Origin of the sequence: Pectobacterium araliae (assembly GCF_037076465.1) — a bacterium.
GTDB lineage: Bacteria > Pseudomonadota > Gammaproteobacteria > Enterobacterales > Enterobacteriaceae > Pectobacterium > Pectobacterium araliae.
On sequence record NZ_AP028908.1, the window covers coordinates 4,329,659 to 4,350,111 of the forward strand.

General features: G+C 52.3%; 23 protein-coding genes and 1 pseudogene. 9 read left to right on the forward strand and 15 right to left on the reverse strand.

The genetic code is table 11. The annotated features are described in order from the left end of the window. Positions 1-84 precede the first annotated feature (84 nt). Positions 85-684: a YiiQ family protein gene (locus tag AACH44_RS19675; protein WP_261849522.1), complete on the forward strand. Its 600-nt coding sequence runs from the start codon at positions 85-87 to the stop codon at positions 682-684. A gap of 165 nt (positions 685-849) precedes the next feature. Further along, complete coding sequence (gene tpiA, locus AACH44_RS19680) at positions 850-1,617, forward strand: triose-phosphate isomerase (RefSeq protein WP_261849523.1); 768 nt, start codon at positions 850-852, stop codon at positions 1,615-1,617. Positions 1,618-1,714: 97 nt separating this feature from the next. Here the strand turns inward: tpiA and aguA are convergent, their stop codons facing one another. From aguA to cpxP, 5 genes are all read right to left on the reverse strand, one after another. After that, positions 1,715-2,818, reverse strand: coding sequence for an agmatine deiminase (gene aguA, locus AACH44_RS19685; RefSeq protein ID WP_261849524.1), 1,104 nt, complete (start codon positions 2,816-2,818; stop codon positions 1,715-1,717). A 3-nt stretch (positions 2,819-2,821) separates the two neighbouring features. Then, positions 2,822-3,706 carry an N-carbamoylputrescine amidase gene (aguB, locus tag AACH44_RS19690; RefSeq protein ID WP_011095743.1) on the reverse strand — a complete coding sequence of 295 codons (885 nt, stop codon included), beginning with the start codon at positions 3,704-3,706 and terminating at the stop codon, positions 2,822-2,824. Positions 3,707-3,835: 129 nt separating this feature from the next. Further along, entirely contained in the window at positions 3,836-4,123 is a 288-nt protein-coding gene (locus AACH44_RS19695) for a HigA family addiction module antitoxin (RefSeq protein WP_261849525.1), read from the reverse strand. Further along, complete coding sequence (locus tag AACH44_RS19700) at positions 4,123-4,401, reverse strand: type II toxin-antitoxin system RelE/ParE family toxin (RefSeq protein WP_261849551.1); 279 nt, start codon at positions 4,399-4,401, stop codon at positions 4,123-4,125. Before AACH44_RS19700 ends, AACH44_RS19695 begins: the two co-directional genes overlap by 1 nt. 385 nt (positions 4,402-4,786) lie before the next feature. Further along, positions 4,787-5,314 (reverse strand): cell-envelope stress modulator CpxP, encoded by a 528-nt coding sequence (gene cpxP, locus AACH44_RS19705; protein ID WP_261849526.1) that lies wholly within the window; start codon positions 5,312-5,314, stop codon positions 4,787-4,789. 153 nt (positions 5,315-5,467) lie between these two features. On the opposite strand from cpxP, the gene cpxR reads away from it, so the two are divergent. From cpxR to AACH44_RS19725, 4 genes are all read left to right on the forward strand, one after another. Next, positions 5,468-6,166, forward strand: a complete 699-nt coding sequence (cpxR, locus tag AACH44_RS19710) for an envelope stress response regulator transcription factor CpxR (RefSeq protein ID WP_137741535.1) — start codon at positions 5,468-5,470, stop codon at positions 6,164-6,166. Continuing rightward, the gene (gene cpxA / locus AACH44_RS19715) at positions 6,163-7,533 is read left to right on the forward strand and encodes an envelope stress sensor histidine kinase CpxA (RefSeq protein ID WP_261849527.1); all 1,371 of its coding nucleotides are present in this window, start codon (positions 6,163-6,165) and stop codon (positions 7,531-7,533) included. Before cpxR ends, cpxA begins: the two co-directional genes overlap by 4 nt. 165 nt (positions 7,534-7,698) lie before the next feature. After that, on the forward strand, positions 7,699-9,873 hold the full coding sequence (locus tag AACH44_RS19720) for a hypothetical protein (RefSeq protein WP_261849528.1): 2,175 nt from the start codon (positions 7,699-7,701) through the stop codon (positions 9,871-9,873). Next, positions 9,843-10,643, forward strand: coding sequence for a DUF3142 domain-containing protein (locus AACH44_RS19725; RefSeq protein WP_261849529.1), 801 nt, complete (start codon positions 9,843-9,845; stop codon positions 10,641-10,643). The genes AACH44_RS19720 and AACH44_RS19725 overlap by 31 nt, the downstream gene beginning before the upstream one ends. 10 nt (positions 10,644-10,653) lie before the next feature. On the opposite strand, the gene AACH44_RS19730 is transcribed toward AACH44_RS19725, so the two are convergent. Continuing rightward, the gene (locus AACH44_RS19730) at positions 10,654-11,118 is read right to left on the reverse strand and encodes a tRNA (cytidine(34)-2'-O)-methyltransferase (protein WP_261849530.1); all 465 of its coding nucleotides are present in this window, start codon (positions 11,116-11,118) and stop codon (positions 10,654-10,656) included. Between the two features lie 196 nt (positions 11,119-11,314). On the opposite strand from AACH44_RS19730, the gene AACH44_RS19735 reads away from it, so the two are divergent. Further along, complete coding sequence (locus AACH44_RS19735; protein WP_261849531.1) at positions 11,315-11,611, forward strand: hypothetical protein; 297 nt, start codon at positions 11,315-11,317, stop codon at positions 11,609-11,611. A gap of 13 nt (positions 11,612-11,624) precedes the next feature. Here the strand turns inward: AACH44_RS19735 and AACH44_RS19740 are convergent, their stop codons facing one another. From AACH44_RS19740 to AACH44_RS19780, 9 genes and pseudogenes are all read right to left on the reverse strand, one after another. After that, a complete protein-coding gene (locus AACH44_RS19740; protein WP_261849532.1) occupies positions 11,625-12,581 on the reverse strand; it encodes an AEC family transporter in 957 nt (318 codons plus the stop codon). A gap of 276 nt (positions 12,582-12,857) precedes the next feature. Then, positions 12,858-13,607, reverse strand: coding sequence for a glycerophosphodiester phosphodiesterase (ugpQ, locus tag AACH44_RS19745; RefSeq protein WP_261849533.1), 750 nt, complete (start codon positions 13,605-13,607; stop codon positions 12,858-12,860). After that, complete coding sequence (locus AACH44_RS19750) at positions 13,607-14,680, reverse strand: sn-glycerol-3-phosphate import ATP-binding protein UgpC (protein ID WP_261849534.1); 1,074 nt, start codon at positions 14,678-14,680, stop codon at positions 13,607-13,609. The genes ugpQ and AACH44_RS19750 overlap by 1 nt, the downstream gene beginning before the upstream one ends. 25 nt (positions 14,681-14,705) lie before the next feature. Continuing rightward, entirely contained in the window at positions 14,706-15,551 is an 846-nt protein-coding gene (ugpE, locus tag AACH44_RS19755) for a sn-glycerol-3-phosphate ABC transporter permease UgpE (RefSeq protein ID WP_261849535.1), read from the reverse strand. A 26-nt stretch (positions 15,552-15,577) separates the two neighbouring features. Continuing rightward, complete coding sequence (ugpA, locus tag AACH44_RS19760; protein WP_261849536.1) at positions 15,578-16,465, reverse strand: sn-glycerol-3-phosphate ABC transporter permease UgpA; 888 nt, start codon at positions 16,463-16,465, stop codon at positions 15,578-15,580. A gap of 72 nt (positions 16,466-16,537) precedes the next feature. Further along, the gene (gene ugpB / locus AACH44_RS19765) at positions 16,538-17,872 is read right to left on the reverse strand and encodes a sn-glycerol-3-phosphate ABC transporter substrate-binding protein UgpB (RefSeq protein ID WP_261849537.1); all 1,335 of its coding nucleotides are present in this window, start codon (positions 17,870-17,872) and stop codon (positions 16,538-16,540) included. A 263-nt stretch (positions 17,873-18,135) separates the two neighbouring features. Then, entirely contained in the window at positions 18,136-18,552 is a 417-nt protein-coding gene (locus tag AACH44_RS19770; RefSeq protein ID WP_338659627.1) for a hypothetical protein, read from the reverse strand. A 1-nt stretch (position 18,553) separates the two neighbouring features. Then, positions 18,554-19,249, reverse strand: a complete 696-nt coding sequence (locus tag AACH44_RS19775; protein WP_338659416.1) for a hypothetical protein — start codon at positions 19,247-19,249, stop codon at positions 18,554-18,556. A 116-nt stretch (positions 19,250-19,365) separates the two neighbouring features. Then, positions 19,366-19,536 (reverse strand): annotated as a pseudogene (locus tag AACH44_RS19780) (DeoR family transcriptional regulator); the annotation flags it as partial. 210 nt (positions 19,537-19,746) lie between these two features. Here AACH44_RS19780 and AACH44_RS19785 point away from each other — a divergent pair. Beyond that, on the forward strand, positions 19,747-20,172 hold the full coding sequence (locus tag AACH44_RS19785) for a type II toxin-antitoxin system RelE/ParE family toxin (RefSeq protein ID WP_224718407.1): 426 nt from the start codon (positions 19,747-19,749) through the stop codon (positions 20,170-20,172). After that, on the forward strand, positions 20,123-20,452 hold the full coding sequence (locus AACH44_RS19790) for a helix-turn-helix domain-containing protein (protein WP_010303241.1): 330 nt from the start codon (positions 20,123-20,125) through the stop codon (positions 20,450-20,452). Before AACH44_RS19785 ends, AACH44_RS19790 begins: the two co-directional genes overlap by 50 nt. Position 20,453: the final 1 nt, after the last annotated feature.

Here is a 20,453-nt window from a genome sequence, read left to right on the forward strand (position 1 = left end):
AACGACGTACAAATGCCGCTTTAATCGAACGTATTCTGCCGTTATCGGCCTGGACATCTTCTGAAGTGGCTGACCCGAATCCCTATGACACGAAAACGCATCGCTTCACTGTTGGTTTTATCATCGCTGGTGCTGTACCAGACTCACGCGGGTGCCGATCCGACGTTTCCGCCCAAAACGTCATCCAATGTGCCATACCTGCTAGCCGGTGCCCCCACCTTCGATCAAACCATCACACAATTCCGTTCTCGCTACAACCTGAGCAACCCTACGCTGTCGATCGGTGAATTTCGGGTTGTCGACACCGGTAATATCACCAGCATGTTGACCCGCGCGGCCAGCCGGATCAACGACCACCTCTATGCCTCAACCGCGCTGGAGAAAGGCACCGGGAAAATCAAAACGCTGCAAATCACCTTACTACCGCAGCCGCAGAGCGAACAAGAAACCGCAGCGCGCCGCAAACAGGCTATCGACTATATGGCAGCGCTGGCACGCACGTTCGCCCCTTCGCTGACGGAAGAACAGAGTGTGAAAAAAGTCACCGGACTGCTGGAAAAAGGCAAGGGACAGCGCTTTTATCAACAAACGGAAGGCGCTTTGCGTTATGTGGTTGCAGATGATGGCGAAAAAGGGCTAACTTTTGCTGTTGAACCGATTAAGCTAACGCTATCTGAACCGTGATCAACACGGTAGTTCATGACGAAAAACAGAGCCACGGTCACATTTCGTCTCTATACTGTGGGCAGGTCATACTGCCTGAAGGCAGTAAAATTTATGCATCGGTTCATTAATACCTTGATTTATTAACATATTGATTCATTCGCGATTCCGGCTGGAGGAAAAAAGATGCGACATCCATTAGTTATGGGTAACTGGAAGCTGAACGGCAGCACTCACATGGTCAACGAACTGATCGCGGGTCTGCGTAAAGAGCTCAGCACCGTTGACGGCTGTGGCGTAGCGATTGCACCACCTGCCCTCTACCTCGATCAGGCTAATCATCAACTGGCAGGCAGCCGCCTTGCACTGGGCGCACAGAACGTTGACGTAAACCTTTCTGGTGCCTTCACCGGTGAAACCTCTGCCGAGATGCTGAAAGACATCGGTGCGAAGTACATCATCATCGGCCACTCAGAGCGCCGTACTTACCACAAAGAAAGCGATGAATTCGTTGCCAAGAAATTTGGCGTGCTGAAAGATGCGGGTCTGATTCCAGTACTGTGTATTGGCGAAACTGAAGCAGAAAACGAAGCGGGTCAGACGGAAGCCGTCTGTGCACGTCAACTGGATGCCGTGTTGAATACACTGGGCGCGAAAGCGTTTGAAAACACCGTAGTGGCCTACGAGCCAGTATGGGCCATCGGCACGGGCAAATCTGCCACCCCAGCGCAAGCTCAGGCCGTTCACAAATTCATCCGTGGCCATATCGCCAAGCAAGATGCTGCCGTTGCCGAACAAGTGATCATCCAGTACGGCGGTTCGGTTAACGCAGCGAATGCCGCAGAGCTGTTCACCCAGCCGGACATCGACGGCGCGCTGGTTGGCGGTGCCTCACTGAAAGCTGACGCCTTTGCCGTGATCGTGAAAGCCGCAGCCGAGGCGAAACGCGGCTAAGCGTTTGTTTATAGAAAAAGACGAACACACGTTTGTCTAATCAAAAAAGCCGGTTCACGCTATCGCGCCAACCGGCTTTTTTATGGCAGCACAACGCTTACTTCACCGCAGGGATTTGCTGCGTAATGCAGTGAATATTTCCCCCGCCCAGCAGGATTTCCCGCGCAGGCACGCCACTAATCAGATAACCAGGGAACATCTGTTGCAGCAGGTCGCGTGCAACCTCGTCCGTCTTCTCGTCCAGCAGTGGGAAAACGATCTGCTGATTGCTGATCAGGAAATTCACATAAGACCCTGCCAGACGAGAACCCGCAAGGCGCTCAACGGCATCTCCACTGTCCACGCCTTGCGCTTCCTCTTTGGTCGCATACAGCGGACCGGGGGCAGGTAATTTCCAGATTTTCAACTGTCGACCCTGAGCATCTTTGGCCGTAGATAACACACGATAAGCGGCCATAGAGCGTGCATACTGCGGATCGTTTTCATCATCAGTCCAGTGCAGTGCTACTTCACCGGGACGCACGAAACAGCACATGTTATCGATATGCCCGTCAGTTTCGTCGTTGTACACGCCCTCTTCCAGCCAGATAATCGTCGAGATGCTGAGGTAATCACGCATCAGCTGTTCGATTTCCGCCTTGCTCAGGTGCGGGTTACGGTTCGGATTGAGTAAACATTCTGCTGTGGTCAACAGCGTGCCTTCACCATCGACATGGATCGAGCCACCTTCCAGAATCAGCGGAGCGGCATAGCGTGCCGTCTGATGATAGTCCAGCACCTGTGCAGCGACGTTCTCATCCTGATGCCAGTCTTCATACAGACCGCCCAGCTCGCCGCCCCAGGCGTTGAACTGCCAGTCGATACCCCGACGTTCGCCAGCCTGATTCAGCACGATGGTTGGTCCGGTGTCGCGCATCCAGGCGTCGTCGCTTTCCATTTCCACCAGTGCAACATTTACTGGCATGACTTTTTGCGCATCCGCCATGTAACGTGCAGGCACGCCCATGATAACGGGTGTGTTCTGGGCGATGGCTTCCGCCACCCGCGCGAACGTTTTCTGCGCCGGAACGCCCTGTTCGCGCCAGTTATCGGTACGATACGGCCAAATCATCCACACGGCGTCATGCGGAGCCCATTCGGCAGGCATCACAAAACCATCCTGCTGCGGCGTGGTGAGAGGGGAAGTCGCTAACTGTGGCATCACTTATCTCCGGGTCTTACCGTCAGAGCTGGCAATCGTGCCGTACATTTCCGGGCGACGATCGCGGAACAGGCCCCATGAGGCACGCTGTGCCGCAATGGCTTCTAAATCAAATTCATGCACCAGAATCGCTTCATCCGTTTTATTGGCCTGTGCCAGCAGCGCACCCGTTTGATCGGCAATGAAAGATGAACCGTAGAACGTCATTTCCAGACCGTCGATGTATTTACTGGCTTCCGTACCGATACGGTTGGAGGCGATCACTGGCACCAGATTCGCGGCGGCGTGACCTTGCTGAACGCGGGTCCAGTGCGGCTGGCTGTCGATATCCGGGTAAGCCGGTTCGGAACCAATGGCCGTCGGATAAAAAATCAGCTCTGCGCCTTGCAACGCCAGGCTGCGTGCGGTTTCCGGGAACCACTGATCCCAGCAAATACCCACGCCGATTTTCGCGTAGCGTGTCTGCCAAACTTTGAAGCCGGTATCGCCCGGAATGAAAAATTGCTTCTCCTGATACGCCGGACCATTAGGAATGTGCGTTTTGCGATAAACGTCCAGCACGGAACCATCTGCGTCAATCATCACCAGCGAGTTGTAATAGGCATTATTGGCACGCTCAAAGAAGCTCAACGGCAACACCACATTCAGCTCCGCCGCCAGTGCGGAAAAATGCTTAATCAGCGGGCTGGTTTCCAGCTCCTGCGCCAGCGCATAGTGCTCCGGGCTTTGATCGATACAGAAATACGGTGCGGCAAACAGTTCCTGAATCAGGATAACCTGCGCGCCTTTTGCATGCGCTTGTCGCACCAGTTTTTCAGCGTTTTCGATATTCTTGGGCAGATCCCAGGAACACGCCATTTGTGTTGCGGCAACGGTAACTTTTTTCATGCGAAAACCTCAATAATAACGATATATACCCGCCCTTTCTCACCGGCAAGTATCAGCAATCAGTGTTTCTCTCGGCCACGATTATACATCGGCACTAACCGGCGCGGCCTTAACGAGACGCGGGATAGGTTATGCGACTTGTAGGCGATGCAAGCCAGACAGATCCAGTGATTGACGCGCTTGCCACAGGTCAAAATCACGCTGCATTCCCAGCCACACGTCAGCGGTTCCACCCAGAACGATCGCTAAACGCAGCGCCATTTCAGGTGATATATCTGCTTTTTTCGCGATCAAACGTTGCACCGTTGACGGAGCAACGTTCAATGCCTTTGCCAGCCTACGAGCACTCAAATCAAGTGACTCCATAGACTCTTTTACCAGCCCCCCTGGATGGGGGGGATTAAACATTTTACCCATCAGTGATAATCCTCCAGATTAACGATATAGACATCACCACCTACAAACTCGAAAGTGATACGCCAGTTTCCAGTCACGGTGATTGACCATATCCCTTGCTTGTTCCCTTTTAGGGAATGCAGGTTAAACCCAGCAATATTAATACCTTCTATCTGTTTTGCGTTATCTAATACCGCTAGGCGATAAGCGAGCTTTTCAGACTGTTTTGCATCAATCCCAACCGTTGAGCCTGTTTCAAAGAATTTCTTTAATCCTTTGTGTTTAAAGCCCTTTATCATTTTTACCCATCCTTGTGTTGCGCTATGCGCATCATACCAAGGTGCCGCGTGTGACGCAACGCTAAATGCCAGCCATCTTATGACGAATGGCGGTAATCTCGTCGCGCCATTACGGGAAAAACTGGCATTTAAAAACGTCCACATGTTGCCCACACTAGCGGAAAACGGCCCATTTTTGACCACATTTTAACCGCTTGCAATTGCTTGTAATCGCTTAACATGCAATTGTTTTTAAAGGGTTTTCCTGAAAAACCCCAAAAAAAAGCCCTCCATCATGGAGGGCGAAAAGACAGGGATGGTGTCTATGGCAAGGAAAAACAGGGTGTGTACCTACTACACATTACTACTCGGACTACACTACGCTTACAGACTACTTACTACACTACTACTCGGGACTATCTGTCTCGGCATGGTTTGTCGTGCCTGGTGCTGGCGCGGCCATTTGGTTAAACATGGATATCTGCTGCTGCATCTCTTTCATGCGTTGCTTATGCTTCAGCTCTAAAATGTCTTTCTGTGCTGGCGTCAGCAGGTTATACATTTGGTTGCGCACTCGGGTCATCTGAATCTGACGCTCAATCTGCACACTCATCATTCGGGTTATCTGCGCTCGTACCGCCGCTTCATCAAACGTTTCGGCGATTACCAACTGATGCATAGCTTTAATATCTTCAGTATTAAACGCGGGTTTGTCCTGACGACTCTGGTGCATCAAATCACGCATTTGCTGACGCTGTTGCTCGGTCAACCTCACGCCATCGAACATACCTTGCTGACCGGATGCACCTTTTGTAGCGGCATCATCAATGTGCCAACCGCTGCTCACCGGAGCGTCCCCACTCTCTGCTGCAAAGGCAGTAAACGTGCCTAACATAAGCAGTGAAGCAAGAGATAAGGTTGCGAACTGTTGCATCAATAACTCTCCAGAGCGGTACGTCATTTTGTGAATCAATGAGCATGAGTCTACGCATCTTGCTGCAAACATGCGTCAGAGGATGTAAAACTACGTAAAGTCATGGAATAGCGCTAATCTATGTCGTATTTTGCCCTTGGAGGTAGAGAAAACATGAATAAAATTCTGCTGGTTGACGACGATAAAGAGCTGACCGCTTTATTGAAAGAATTGCTCGAAATGGAAGGTTTTAACGTCGTTGTCGCCTACGACGGCGAGCAGGCGTTACAGATAATAGATAACACCATTGACCTGTTATTACTGGATGTGATGATGCCGAAGAAAAACGGTATCGATACCTTAAAAGAGCTACGACAGCAGCATCAAACGCCGGTCATCATGCTGACCGCCCGCGGCAGCGAACTGGACCGCGTTCTTGGTCTGGAGTTGGGTGCCGATGACTATCTGCCTAAACCCTTTAACGACAGGGAACTGGTGGCGCGAATTCGCGCGATTCTCCGTCGTTCCAACTGGACCGATCAACAGCAGGCGGGTGATAACAGCGCGCCAACGCTGGAGGTCGATGGCCTGCGTCTGAACCCCGGACGACAGGAAGCCAGCTTTGACGATGTTGTACTGGATTTGACAGGCACCGAATTCACGCTGCTCTATCTGCTGGCGCAGCGGTTAGGGCAGGTGGTTTCCCGCGAGCATTTAAGTCAGGAAGTCCTCGGCAAACGTCTGACGCCGTTTGATCGTGCGATTGATATGCATATCTCGAACCTGCGGCGTAAATTGCCAGAACGTAAAGACGGCTTGCCCTGGTTTAAAACCCTGCGTGGACGAGGCTATTTGATGGTATCAGCTGCATGATCAATAGTTTGACGGCTCGTATCTTTGCCATTTTTTGGTTAACGCTGGCGCTGGTACTCATGCTGGTTTTGATGGTGCCCAAGCTGGACTCGCGCCAGCTTACTGCCTTGCTGGAAAACGAGCAACGGCAGGGCATCATGCTGGAACAGCACATTGAAGCAGACCTCGCCAACACCCCGGCCAACGATCTGCGTTGGTGGCTACGGTTGTTCTGGGTGTTGGAGAAATGGGCTCCACCGGGGCAGCGCCTTTTTCTGGTCACCAGCGAAGGCCGGATCTTTGGCGCAGAGAAACATGAAACCCCGATTGTGCGTAATTTTATCGGGTTGTCGGATAACGCCGATCATCCACAAAAGAAAAATTATGGCCGTATTGAGCTTCTCGGTCCTTTTGCGATCCGCGACGGTGATGACAACTATCAGCTTTATCTGATTCGTCCTGCCAGTAGCCCGCAGTCCGATTTCATTAGCCTGCTGTTTGACCGACCTCTACTACTGCTGATCTTCACCATGTTGATCAGTTCACCGCTGCTGCTCTGGCTCGCCTGGAGCCTGGCGAAACCCGCACGTAAGCTCAAGCACGCCGCCGATGAAGTCGCCAAAGGCAATTTACGCCAGCATCCTGAATTGGAATCCGGCCCGCAGGAATTTCAGGCTACGGGCGTCAGCTTTAACCAAATGGTCAGTGCGCTGGAACGGATGGTGACCGCACAGCAACGCCTGCTGTCTGATATCTCGCACGAGCTGCGGACGCCGCTGACGCGCTTGCAGTTGGCAACGGCGCTATTGCGTCGGCGTCAGGGTGAAGGCAATGAGCTGAACCGCATCGAGACGGAAACGCAGCGGCTCGACAGCATGATTAACGACCTGCTGGTGCTGTCACGCAATCAGCACAAGAATGAACTGACCCGCGAGTTCCTGCATGCTGATGAACTGTGGGGCAATGTGCTGGACGATGCAGCTTTTGAGGCCGAGCAGGTGGGCAAAACGCTGGAAGTTCCTTACCCTCCGGGGCCGTGGACGCTCTTCGGTAACCCAGCCTCGCTCGACAGTGCGCTGGAGAATATCGTGCGCAACGCGCTACGTTATTCTCACAACCACATCGAAGTGGCTTTCTCGGTGGATAATCAGGGCATCACCATCAAGGTGGATGACGACGGCCCCGGCGTTAGCCCGGAAGATCGTGAACAGATTTTCCGCCCTTTCTACCGTACCGATGAAGCGCGTGACCGCGAATCTGGCGGTAGCGGTTTGGGACTCGCCATTGTGGAAACCGCGATTACGCAGCACAAAGGGTGGGTAAAAGCGGAAGACAGCCCGCTGGGCGGGTTGCGCTTAATCATCTGGCTGCCGTTGCATCAACGCTAAATCGGACAACCGCTTTCCTACCGCTACCTCCTCTCAGGTGCCCAACACGGGTACCTGTCACGTTCTGTTTATCTTCTCTGCATTGAGTTTTTTACGCGATTGCGTAGAGTGATCGCACTCATGCCGAAAACAGGCAAGACCCGTGTTGAATAAAGGATACCAACCATGAAAGGAGTAACGCTGCTGGCTGGCGTACTGACCGCATTAATGAGCAGTCAGGCATTCAGTTCCAGCGATGGAGTGTGCGGCTTTTCCGACTCGGAATGTGGCGTATCCGCTCTCCCCTATTTGCAGCCGGGCAATGACACGCGCGCGAACCTGATGCTGCTGCAAAGCCGCCTCCACAACATGTCGCTTCCGTTGCCCCATCCTTTACCCGATCAAACGCGTTCACGTATCGACCCTTTCACAGCCTATCGGGTCATGGGGATTGCGGCGACGGAAACACCTCAGACGTCAGAGGCAGGGGAAGATGTCACGGCTGATGCACCTTATCTCTCGACGCTCAACAAAGCGAAGCAGCTGAATCTTCCGTTATCCGTTCAGGGCACCCTCTCCACGTTTTCGCCTGACGACAACGAAGGACGGCATATTTCCAATGCGCTCTCCACATTGGAAGCGTTTTTTGACGTCCTGTTGGCAGACAAACAGCTCACCGAGGAACAACGCACGCTGCTGGCGCATCAGCGGGTGAATCTCCTCAACCCGTTGTATACCAAAGAAGCGCTGAACGAGGGTCTTGTCAGTCTGCCGGACGAAGGGCACGCTGGCGCGCTCATGCACTATTTGTTCGCGGTTCTGGCGTTTTATCAGGGTCACTTTGATGAGGCGGAAAACGGTTTTCAGGCGTTGGTATCATCACCACAGCCGTGGGTCGCAGAAACCTCACGCTATATGTTAATTCGCGTGGCAATCAATAAAGCCATGGAAAACGCGTTAGATGAATACAACATGTTCGACGCCAGTAAAGCCGATAAAGACACGGCACAGTTGGCGGTTAAGCATATTGATGAGTATCTGAAACAGTATCCAGAGGGGCAATACATCGATTCTGCTAACGGGCTATATCGCCGCGCTTACTGGATCATGAACGATATGGATGCCTTAGCGAAAACGTACCAACACGAGTTGAACGACACCGCCGACATCGAAACCCTCCTTGAATTAAGCGACGAAATCGACAACAAGCTGCTGGAAAATCGGCAATTCACCAGCGCACCGGGCAGCGCGCCATTGACGATGGTGCAAGATCTCAAACGCTTGCGTTCGGATGAAGGATGGATGGCATTACCCGCCTTATCCACCGATGAACTGGCGGCGCAGAAACCGCTGTTTGAGCAAGACAATATGCAGGAAGCGTTCAGCTACCTTCAGGCCGCACAGCTGTTTTATAATCAAAAAGATTACGCCGCTGTGGTTAACAGCATTCCCATGACACCGTCGAGCGATCTCACCGATACCGTACGTTTCAGCCTGCAAGTACTGCGCGGTCGGGCGCTGGTGCGTCTGGAACGCTGGGATGAGGCAGAAGCGCACTGGCGCCAGCTGTTAACGCTTAAAATGGGGTACACGCAGAATCAGTTCCTGCAATTAGCGCTGGCAGAAACGCTGGTCAAGGCAGGCCACCCAGAGCGCGTTTTTGCTGCCGATAGCCCGGTGAAAAACCTGCGCTTCCGTTCCGCCGTACTGAAAGTCAGCGCCAATGCCGATCTGCTCCGTCAGCAAACAGGCCCGCAGCAGAGCCATGAAGAGCGAGCGATTGCGCTGCATACGCTGTTAACCAAATCGCTGACCCACGGTGATTACGCCAGCTACCTTAAAGACGTTCAGCTTAGAAAAGACATCCCACCGCTGGTCAGCAGCGAAAATCAAAGCTGGAATCAGGAAGATCTAACGACCTTTGATTGGGATGGCAGCGACACCGAAGAAGGCTATCAATGTCCAGCGCTGGATAGCGTGGTCACAACGCTAAACCAACGTCCCAATGACGCCCGTGCGATTAACTGCCTCGGTGAATTTTTCCTGCGAACCAATAACAGCGTGGGTTTCGACTGGGGTGAAAACAACATGCTGAGTGGGTTAACCAATGCACCCGCCCAATTCGTTGGCACCGAGTATAACCGTCTGGATGGTTATGTACGGGTGATTGCCGACCCGAAAGCCCCACCGGAAGACAAAACCTACGCCCTGTATCGTGCAGTCTACTGCTATGCACCAAGTGGCTATAACGACTGCGGCCCACAGGAAATCAGCAAAGCAACACGCAAAGCCTGGTTTACCCAATTGAAGACCAAGTACAAAGGCAGCGAGTGGGCAGACAAGCTCGATTATTACTGGTAACGCCGTCAATCATGCTGGCCTGCCTGCTTTCGTTCTGTACGCAGGCCGCTCCCGTTACGGCACCCGATCCAACCACCAACGCGGTGGATGCCACCGTCGACGCGACGCGCTATCAGGATTTCTGGCTGTGGGCCGCAGTGCGACCCCAGCCGATTCTGCATCAGGCACAGACGTTGTACCTGCATCAGGGAGAAGTCGCCCGCCGTCAGGGCAACGTCGTTTTCCTGCGACAAGGGGTTCCCCCCAGCCAATTACGCGTGAAGCGCGTCTGGCTGGCTTTCCGCATGACCACGCTGGACCTTTCCGATCGCCATCTGAACCGAATGCTAAAGCTACGGGAAAAATGGCAACGCCACGGTAATCACGTTGTCGGGATTCAGATAGATTTTGACGCGAAAAGTTATCAATTGGCGGGTTATGTCGCATTTCTGACGCAATTGCGCGAACGTTTACCCGAAGATTGTCAGCTCAGTATTACCGGGCTGCTCGACTGGTCGAAAACAGGGGATGTCTCGGCGCTTAACCGCTTACAGGGCAAGTTGGATGAAGTCGTGGTGCAAACCTATCAGGGACGCAACACGATTACCAACTACGCCGAGTACCTGCCCGCGCTGATGAAGCTAACCCTGCCTTTCCGGCTAGGGCTGGTACAAAACGGCAAGTGGGAACCACAGTGGCAACAGCGCCTTGCCACTTCACCGTATTATCGCGGGGAAGTGGTCTTTCTGGTAAATCCACCATTGAAAAAATCCGCCACGGGTAGGCTGTAACAAGCCGTGGTTACAGGCAACCACCGAAGCCATTCTGCCGCCAGGCTTCATAACTAATAATCGCCACGGAATTCGACAGATTCAGGCTACGGCTGTTGGACTGCATGGGAATGCGGATACGGAAATCCGATTCAAAGCCGTTACGAATTTCATCCGGTAGACCGGACGTTTCCGATCCAAACAGCAACACATCACCTGGCTGGTAGGTTGGCTGGTCATACGGACGGCTGCCTTTCGTGGTGCAGGCGAAGATGCGTTTGCCGGGAACCGCCGCCAGAAAATCCTGATAGTTTTTATGACGGCTAACCTGCGCCAGATCGTGGTAATCCAGCCCTGCGCGGCGCAGTTTCTTCTCTTCAAAATCAAACCCCAGCGGTTCAATCAAATGAAGCGTACAGCCGTTATTGGCAGCTAATCGGATGATATTGCCGGTGTTTGGTGCAATTTGAGGTTCATAGAGCGCGATATGGAACATGAGATAACGTCAGCCACGAAGAAAAATTCCGCCGCAGTATAGCGCATTCCCGTTGGGCAACCCAAAACCTGCGCGCAGCGGAATACGGATTACTCTGCACGACGTTTTTATCCGTAGCGATTACACTTAAGGAAATACATCAGCATAATGTACTGATGAAAACACGATGCGGGTATACAGCCTGTGTGGAGGTTGAATGAAACACCCTAAGACATTATTGGTCTATGCTACCCTGCTCAGTCTGCCGCTTCTGGCGAGCGCCAACACGACGCAGGCACCCACGCCTCAACAACAGTTTGAAAGTGGCATCAGCAGCCAGAAACAGTTGCAGCAGAATATGCAACAGAGCCAGAAATTGCAGCAGCAACAGCTGAATAATCAGCTCCAGCAGCGTAATCAGCAATTGCAGCAGCAACGCCAACAGCAGCTACAGAAGGATTTGCAGCGGTCACAGAGAACCACACCGCCGCCGCCAATCAATCAGAACCCTTGATGCTACGTTGGCCTTATAGCCGCACACCCATTAGCGTTAAAATCAACGGCGTGGTCAGCGCCGCCATCGCTGTTGATAGCAATAAACTTGATGCCACTGGGCCACCCAGCACATCGAACTGGCGCGACATCAGATAGACGTTGACGCCCACCGCCATCGACCCCAGCAGCACAACCGCACGCGTCTCCATTTCCGGCAGGCCGAGCGCAATCGCAATTCCCCAGATCACCAGTGGCTGTACCAGCAGTTTAATCGTGCAAATTGCCGTGCTGATCTGCCAGCCGTCACGCACGCGGTATTCTGCCAGCCCCATCCCCAGCGCCACCAGCGACAGCGGGGCGGCAATCTGCCCCAGCATGGAAAGCGGCTGGTCGACATACGACGGCAGCGGCAAGCCCGTCAGGCTAAATAAAGTACCGGATAGAATGCCGATAATCAGCGGGTTCTTCAGCACGCCCAGTGCGGTTTTGGTGAAGCCCTGTAGCGACAACGCCCCGTTACGCGCCCATTCCACCGACACCGTCACCAGCGTCCACAAAATAAGCCCGTTAAACACCACCACCAGCGCAACAGACGGGATCGCCTCTTCACCCAGCATCAGCGTGGCAATCGGCAGCCCTAACATCACGTTGTTGGAGAAAATGCCGCTCAGCGCAAACAGCGAGCCGGAGACGCCATCGAGATGAAAGACTTTACGCGCCACAATGCGGCCTAAGACAAACACCAGCAGGCAGCCGCCGAAAAAGGCAATCAGCAGCCGGGCATCCACCACCGGACGTTTAGAGAAATCCGACATCAGGCGGAACAGCATGGCGGGCATCGCCACAGAGAAGACAAAGCGTGTCATGCCGTCGGTCACGGTGGTCGGCCATTTACCGTAGCGAATCAGGCTATAACCGAGCGCGATAAGAACAAAAAGGGGTAACGACAGAAAAATCTGGTGCCAAAGCGAAACAATAAATGCGGGCATAACGCCACTTCCTTATTACCGGCACCAAGTCAGAAAAAGAGTCCCCGCAAGCAAAGATCATGCGGTAATAGGCGAATGCTGGTCATTTAAGCATGAGCATGGATTTACTCGCACAGTACCCGTGCTCGCCCTGACGGGCTGCCACAAGTGGCATTTAAAATGCGTTTGCATTTTATAGGGGAAACACGGCGATGAGGTTCCCGCAGGGATGCCTCACACCGTGGTAGCCCCGGTATCTCGATCTTTAAACGATCGGCATTCGACGATAGGCAGACCTCAGCCGGTCGCAAAGTTTGCCCCAATCAAATCTATCCGGTCAGTACAGATACAGTCAACGCCCCAATCCAGCAAAATTTGCGCACGATCAGGTTGGTTGACGGTATAAACCAGAATACGCAAACCCGCAGCTTTCAGCGCCGCGACGCGTTCTGCCGTCAGCAGCTTGTGATTCAGATGGATGGACACACACGCCAGACGCTGTGTTAATGCCAGCCAGTCTTCTTCCCACTCATCCAGCAGCAACCCGCGCGGCAGCTCCGGCGCGGCCTGCTGCGCGGCTTCAAGCGCTTCGATAGAGAACGAGGATAGCAGCGGCGCGATCGGATGATCGGCCCACAGCTGACGCGCCGCCAGCGCAATCACCCGCCCGGTTTCTGCTTCATACCCGGTGGTGGGTTTAATCTCGATATTGGCCGCCATGCCATACTGCACGCAGCGTTTTGCCACTTCCGATAGCAGCGGCAGGCGTTCACCAACAAATTTATGACCGTACCAACCACCGACATCCAGCCCGACCAGCTTGTCCCACGGCAGTTCTCCGGCAATACCCCAGCCGTTGCTGGTGCGCTCAAGCGTGTCATCGTGTAAGAGGAAAATCTGGCCGTCCTGCGACAGCTTGGCGTCAAACTCGATCATCTTGTGACCAAGGCTGGCACCGACATCAATCGCCGCCAGCGTGTTTTCTGGTGCCAGTGAACCACCGCCGCGATGGGCGACAATGGTCGGGTAAGGCCAGCGTGTTTCCATTATCCCATCCGTAATCCGCTTTGCGAATCAAACAGGTGCCATGATGACGTCGGCAAATACAGCCAGAGCGTCGAGCCAATCGCAGGGCAGTGCTCATAAGAGAGTCGCGTAATCACGTTCTGCCCGCCCCACTTACCGTGCGCTAAATTGTCCGCGCCCAGCAATTCGAGTGTTGAAATCTGCAACGGAATCCCGCCCGCTTCGCGCGTCGCCAGCTGAATATGCTCCGGCCGCACCCCCAGCGTCAATGCTTTACCACACCACTGCGGCTTCGGCTCAGGCAGCGCCAGCGCGATATCTTCGCCGATTTCAAAGCGGCAGCCGTCATCGCTAATGCGACCTGACCACAGGTTCATCGCGGGTGAGCCAATAAAGCTGGCCACAAACAGCGATGCCGGGCGGCGATAAATATCAGCCGGCGCGCCGATTTGTTCGGCGATCCCTTTGTTCATCACGATGACGCGCTGCGCCAGCGTCATGGCTTCGACCTGATCGTGCGTGACGTACAGGCTGGTGGTTTTCAGGCGCTGATGCAGTTGCTGCAATTCCAGCCGCATTTGTACGCGCAGTTTGGCATCCAGATTCGACAACGGTTCATCGAACAGGAACACCGCCGGTTCACGCACAATCGCCCGCCCCATTGCCACGCGCTGGCGCTGGCCACCGGATAGCTCACGCGGCTTGCGTTGCAGCAGCGGCATCAGTTCAAGAATACGCGCTGCGTCTTCTACTCGCTCACGAATCTGCGTCTTGCCGAAACCACGGATTTTCAGGCCATAAGCCATATTGTCGAACACGTTCATATGGGGATAAAGCGCATAGTTCTGGAACACCATCGCAATACCGCGATCTTTCGGTTCCAGATCGGTAACACGCTGGTTATCAATATAGATATCACCGCTGGTGGTGCGTTCGAGGCCTGCCACCATGCGCAGCAGCGTCGATTTGCCGCAGCCCGATGGCCCGACCATCACGACGAATTCACCGTCCGCGACGTCCAAATCGATGGGTTGGATAATCTGTGTTTTGCCATCGTAAGACTTGGTGACGGCCTGAAGTTTTAAACATGCCATAAGCGTTTCCGAAATTCGTCCTGATTTATTTTTCGCTGTCGACCAGGCCGCGAACGAACCAGCGCTGCATCAGTAGTACCACCAGCAGCGGCGGCAGCATGGTCAGCAGCATCGCGGCCATCACCTGATTCCACTGGGTCGCGCCATCACCGGAGGCAATCATGCTTTTGATTCCGGCGACCGCAGTACCCAGACTGGCATCGCTGACAATCAGCAGCGGCCACAGATACTGGTTCCAGCCGTAGATGAACGTGATCACAAACAACGCCGCCAGATTGGTCTTCGACAGTGGCAACACCATGTCGAAGAAGAAACGCATCGGGCTGGCACCGTCGATACGCGCCGCTTCCATCAGCTCATCCGGCAGCGTCATAAAGAACTGGCGGAACAGGAAGGTTGCTGTCGTCGAGGCCATCAGCGGCAACGTTAAACCGGTGTAGCTGTCCATCATGTCCAGCCGCGCGATCACTTCTACGGTTGGGAAAATACGCACTTCCACCGGCAGCATCAGCGTCAGGAAAATCATCCAGAAGAACAGGTTGCGCAGCGGAAAACGAAAATAAACGATGGCGTAAGCGGACAGGATCGATACGGTAATTTTGCCCACCGTGATCGCCAGCGCCATGACGAAGCTGTTGAGCAGCATCAGCCCGAACGGCGTGGTGTTGTTGCCCGCGCCGTGCAGCCAGATATAACGCAGATTTTCCCACAGGTGAGAACCGGGGATGAGCGTCATCGGTGCCTGAAAGACTTCCTGATTATCCAGCGTGGCGGCCACAAAACCCACGTACAGCGGAAACAAAACGGCGAGAATGCTGACGATCAGCATGACGTGGCTGAAAATAGTTAACCCGCGACGATTCTCAATCATTGCCATTGACCTTCATAGATTCACCTTCATTGATAATTCACCTTCCGTTCAACAAAGCGGAACTGAATCACGGTCAACCCGATAACCAGCAGCATCAGTATCACCGACTGCGCCGCCGAACTGGACAGATCCAGCCCTGCGAAACCCTCGCGATAAATTTTGTAGATCAGCGTGGTCGTCGACTGCACCGGTCCACCTGCCGTCGCGGCATCGATAATCGGGAAGGTATCGAAAAAGGCGTATACCAGATTGACGACCAGCAAGAAGAAACTCACCGGCGAGATCATCGGCAGCACCAGATTGAAGAACCGCCGCACCGGCCCTGCACCATCGATCGCGCCCGCTTCCACCAGCGAGCGGGGAATGGATTGCAACGCGGCGAGGAAGAACAGGAAGTTATAGCTAATCTGCTTCCAGACCGACGCCAGTACGACTAAAGACATCGCCTGACCGCTGTGCTGCGCGTGGTTCCACGTATAGCCCAGCAGCCCGAGAAAATGGGTAATCAGCCCCAGACCGGGGTTAAACAGGAACATCCACAGCACGGCCGCGACGGCGGGTGCCACGGCATAGGGCAGGATAATCAACATCTGATACAGGCGGCTGGCGCGGATCACGTAGTCCACCAGCGCGGCCAGAAAGAGTGAAATCAGCATGCCAAACCCTGCCACCAGAAAGCTGAATATCAGCGTGGTGTAAAACGAATCGAGGTAGTAAGAGTTATTGAACAGCTGCCTGAAATTTTCCATGCCGACAAATTCGCTGGATAGCCCAAACGGATCCAGATTCTGCACCGAATACCACAGCGCCTGACCAGCAGGCCAGATAAAGAAAATCACGGTAATCAGCAGTTGGGGCAACACCAGCACATAGGGCAACCAGCTGCTACGAAAAACGGGGCGGGATGATGTCATGCGGTAACTCATTGCAAACAGAAAAGAAGCAGGCCGATTCCCTTCGGCCCGATATTACCCGACAAAAATGTATTACTTCGTCGACTGCTCGAAGCGACGCAGCAGCGCGTTACCGCGTTCTACCGCGCTATCCAACGCCTGCTGTGGCGTCTTCTTACCTGTCCATACGCTTTCTAATTCTTCATCCACAACGGTACGAATTTGCGGCATATTGCCCAAACGCAGACCTTTGGTGAACGGCAACGGTGGCTTGTTCAACATCTGACGCGTGGCAATATCCGCACCGGGATTTTTCTCGTAGAAACCCTGCTTCTGCGTCAGCTCATACGCCGCAGTGGTGATCGGTAGGTAACCGGTTTTTTGGTGCCATTCAGCGGCATTTTCAGGCTTCGCCAGGAACTGCATAAACTCAGCGACACCTTTGTAGGTCGCGGCATCTTTACCGCCCATCACCCACAGGCTGGCTCCGCCGATAATAGCGTTCTGCGGCGCACCTTTCGCATCGGCGTCATACGGCATCATGCCAACGCCATAGTTGAACTTGGCATGTTGACGGATATCCGCCAGTGAACCAGAGGAAGCGGTCGTGATAGCACAATCGCCGTTGTAGAACTTCTCGGTCGGCTCATCTTTGCGTCCGAAATAGGTGAAGTCACCCTTCTTGTTCATGTCCTGCAACAGCTGGATATGTTTGACCTGCGTAGGTTTGTTGAATTCCAGCACGGCATCGGTGCCGTCAAAGCCGTTGTTCTTGCTTGCAACGGGCAGACCATGCCAGGCGCTGAAGTTTTCAATCTGAATCCACCCCTGCCAGCCGCTGGCGTAGCCGCACTTCATCCCAGCCGCACGCAGCTTGGCGGTGTACTCGGCCATTTGCTGCCAAGTTTTCGGCGGCTGCTCTGGATCTAACTCGGCTTTCTTGAAGGCATCTTTGTTGTAGTACAGCACTGGGGTTGAGCTGTTAAACGGCTGAGACAGCAGGTGGCCGCTCTTCGCGTCGGTGTAATAACCGGAGACCGTCGGCACAAACACTGACTCATCAAAATTAATGCCCGCGTCTTTGAACACTTCATAGACGGGCTTGATGGCTTTGCTTGCCATCATAGTGGCCGTACCGACTTCATAAACCTGTAAAATAGCGGGTGCATTCCCTGCGCGATAGGCCGCAATCCCGGCAGCCAGGCTCTGCTCGTAGTTGCCTTTGTAGACCGGCACAATTTTTACGTCGCTGTGTTCTTTATTAAAACGGTCAGCCAGAGAATTCACTTCTTTCCCTAACTCGCCTTCCATGGAGTGCCAGAAAGGAATGTCTGTCGCGGCCTGCGCACCAGCGCTCATCAGCGCGAATGCCACACACGCCGCGGCGGTGCGAATAGCATGTGTTTTACGAATTGTGTTGTTGAACATGCCTGTCTCCTGCAATCAATTAAATGCGCCATCATCACGGCGTTTTTTATGCGAAGGTAAACATGACATGAGCGCATGACAGAAAAATAACTGGAAGATGACGGGAAAGTGACAGAGGGAGGCATAAGTAAAGAATTCACTTATGCTACAGGAAATAAATTTTACAGGTTTTCACTAAACATGGACGACAATCGGCGTAAGAAGTGGAATAACGGCATGAAACCATAAGGTTCTATTAAACACTCTGGATACCCTACTCAAGGCTATTTTCGAATAACATCAACGATAACGGTTTTAGGATCGTTGATGATTCCTATATGTATCGTTTTATCTGAATCCGTCGACTTCCAATACTCACCCGTCGCGTCTGTGTAGCTCAGCGTAAAACCAAGCGATGCTAGATAGCCGCGTATGTTTGTCGCGTCATTGGTGTTTTGAAACGTAATATTGCTGACTTCCAACGCAGGGCCATCAACCGTTGCATAGCCAAAATCATAGAGAGAAGAAATGCGTGGGCTATTTTTAATGATGTCGTCCGTAAGCATTTCATATCGTCGGGTGTCCTGCTCCGAATAGCGAGAACTCCCTTCAGTCAGAATGACTAATGCAGGCCAATAATAGATAAGCGGAGAGGCAATTAGGATCGATATGACGAGTGGTATAATTATCTTTTTTTTCATGTTATTTAAAGAGATTTGTTGTGAGTTCAGTGCCATCGTAGGATGCAATACCTACATTTCCTGACGCAAAGTCGTTATAAGGTTGTATTGTTTGCATAACAGAGGGGAGAAACCCTAACCGAGGTTGAGCATAGGGCATGAGCTCAGGGTCCGGAAATAAAATAGGTCGGAATCCTATATTTTTAAAATTTCCGATAGGGCCATAGAAATCCCATCGTTTTAATGCTTCTTCTTTACTCACTGGCCGTAATAAATAAAAAGGGTTAGGAGTAGAAATCACTCGGTAAAAACCTAATAAATCTGAAACAAGATCTTCCCCACTAAATCCACTATCTGTAACTAAATTGAATGGAAAAGAGGCCTGCATAGATTCAAACCGTTTCGCTACGGTGAGCATCATAGCAAGAGCAATGCGATGTCTTTCTTGAGGAGACCTTCCTTTTTTTATCCGCCATTTAATAAACCGGCTGATAGTGACACTTCTTCTGAGTCCAATCATGCCTTGTTTATATGTCACATCGTAGTATGGCATTCCGTCTTCAGTATTCTCTCCGACATACATTTGTTGAATAATATCCTTAATGTCGTCCCCTTTCGCATGGCCTAAATCAATCCACCCTAGCACCTCGGTATAAATCAAGCCATATGTCACACCAGAGGCTTGTCGGCCATCAATAATTTCACTACGCACGCTCACTATTTACATTCCTTTGTTTTTCATAAGCTTATTTAATTAACGACATCACAATAATACGTTTATTTCCACATTCGACTCAAGACGATAGTTAGGCCGTCCCAATTTAGCTATCCCTCTCACCCCGCCACCAGCACCTCAACCCCCATTTTGTTTAACGCGTCTTTAGCGGCGGCGGGCAGGCCGTCGTCGGTGATGATGCTATCGAATATGCTGAACGGCGTGGCGAGGTGGGTGGCGATGCGGCCGTATTTTGAGGTGTCACATAGGAGTACGCGTTTTCTGCTGGCTGAACATCACGGCGTTTTTTGGGCGAAAACAAACATGGCATGCGCGTATGACAGAAAAATAACTGGAAAATGACGGAGAAATGACAAAGAGAGGGAGAGGTAAAAGCACCGATTAAACATACTATTTCGTGCCACTACGATTACGACCATTGTAGAAAACCCGTAATTTAGACTATAGTTATTATTACTAGTCATGTTTAAGGATGAACCGTGGCGGTATACACAACGAAGCTCTTCGATAAAAAACTAAAAAGCAAACTACTTTCAGACAGTTACCTTTTTGAGATTGCTCATGAGGTAATGAATGGTCGCTTTGAGGGTGACCTTGGCGGTGGTGTGATTAAGAAACGAATCGCATTGAATGCCGGAAAGAGTGCAGGAGCCAGAACTATCATCTTTTTCAAACTGGGCTCTAATCTATTTTTTGCCGATGGATGGAAAAAAAATCAGGTCAGGAAAGGCGTTAAAGAAATTCAGGATGATGAGCTGGCTGTTTATAAAGACATTGCTGGTGACCTACTTCAACTCACCGTTCAACAAATAGCTCAATTGGTAAAAGTGAAAGAACTACGAGAGGTGGAATGCGATGGCTGCAAAGATGAAAGAGCTGCAGGAAATGGCGAAAAGCCTGCATGAACACGGGGGTATCACTGATACCACGATGGAACGCATTAATAATCGGGTTGCAGCACGGGAATTCCGTGAACGCATCGAGCAAGCTCACGCAATGAGCGGTGCAGAAATTCAGAACATGCGCTCCCGTTATAAAATGTCGCAATCTTCTTTAGCTTACGCTCTCAATATGTCCGTTGAGAGCGTCTCAAAATGGGAACGGAATGAGAAGAAACCCTCAGGGGCTGCGCTACGTCTTCTCAATATAATCAACGAGAAAGGTCTGGATATTTTTGCCAGTTAGA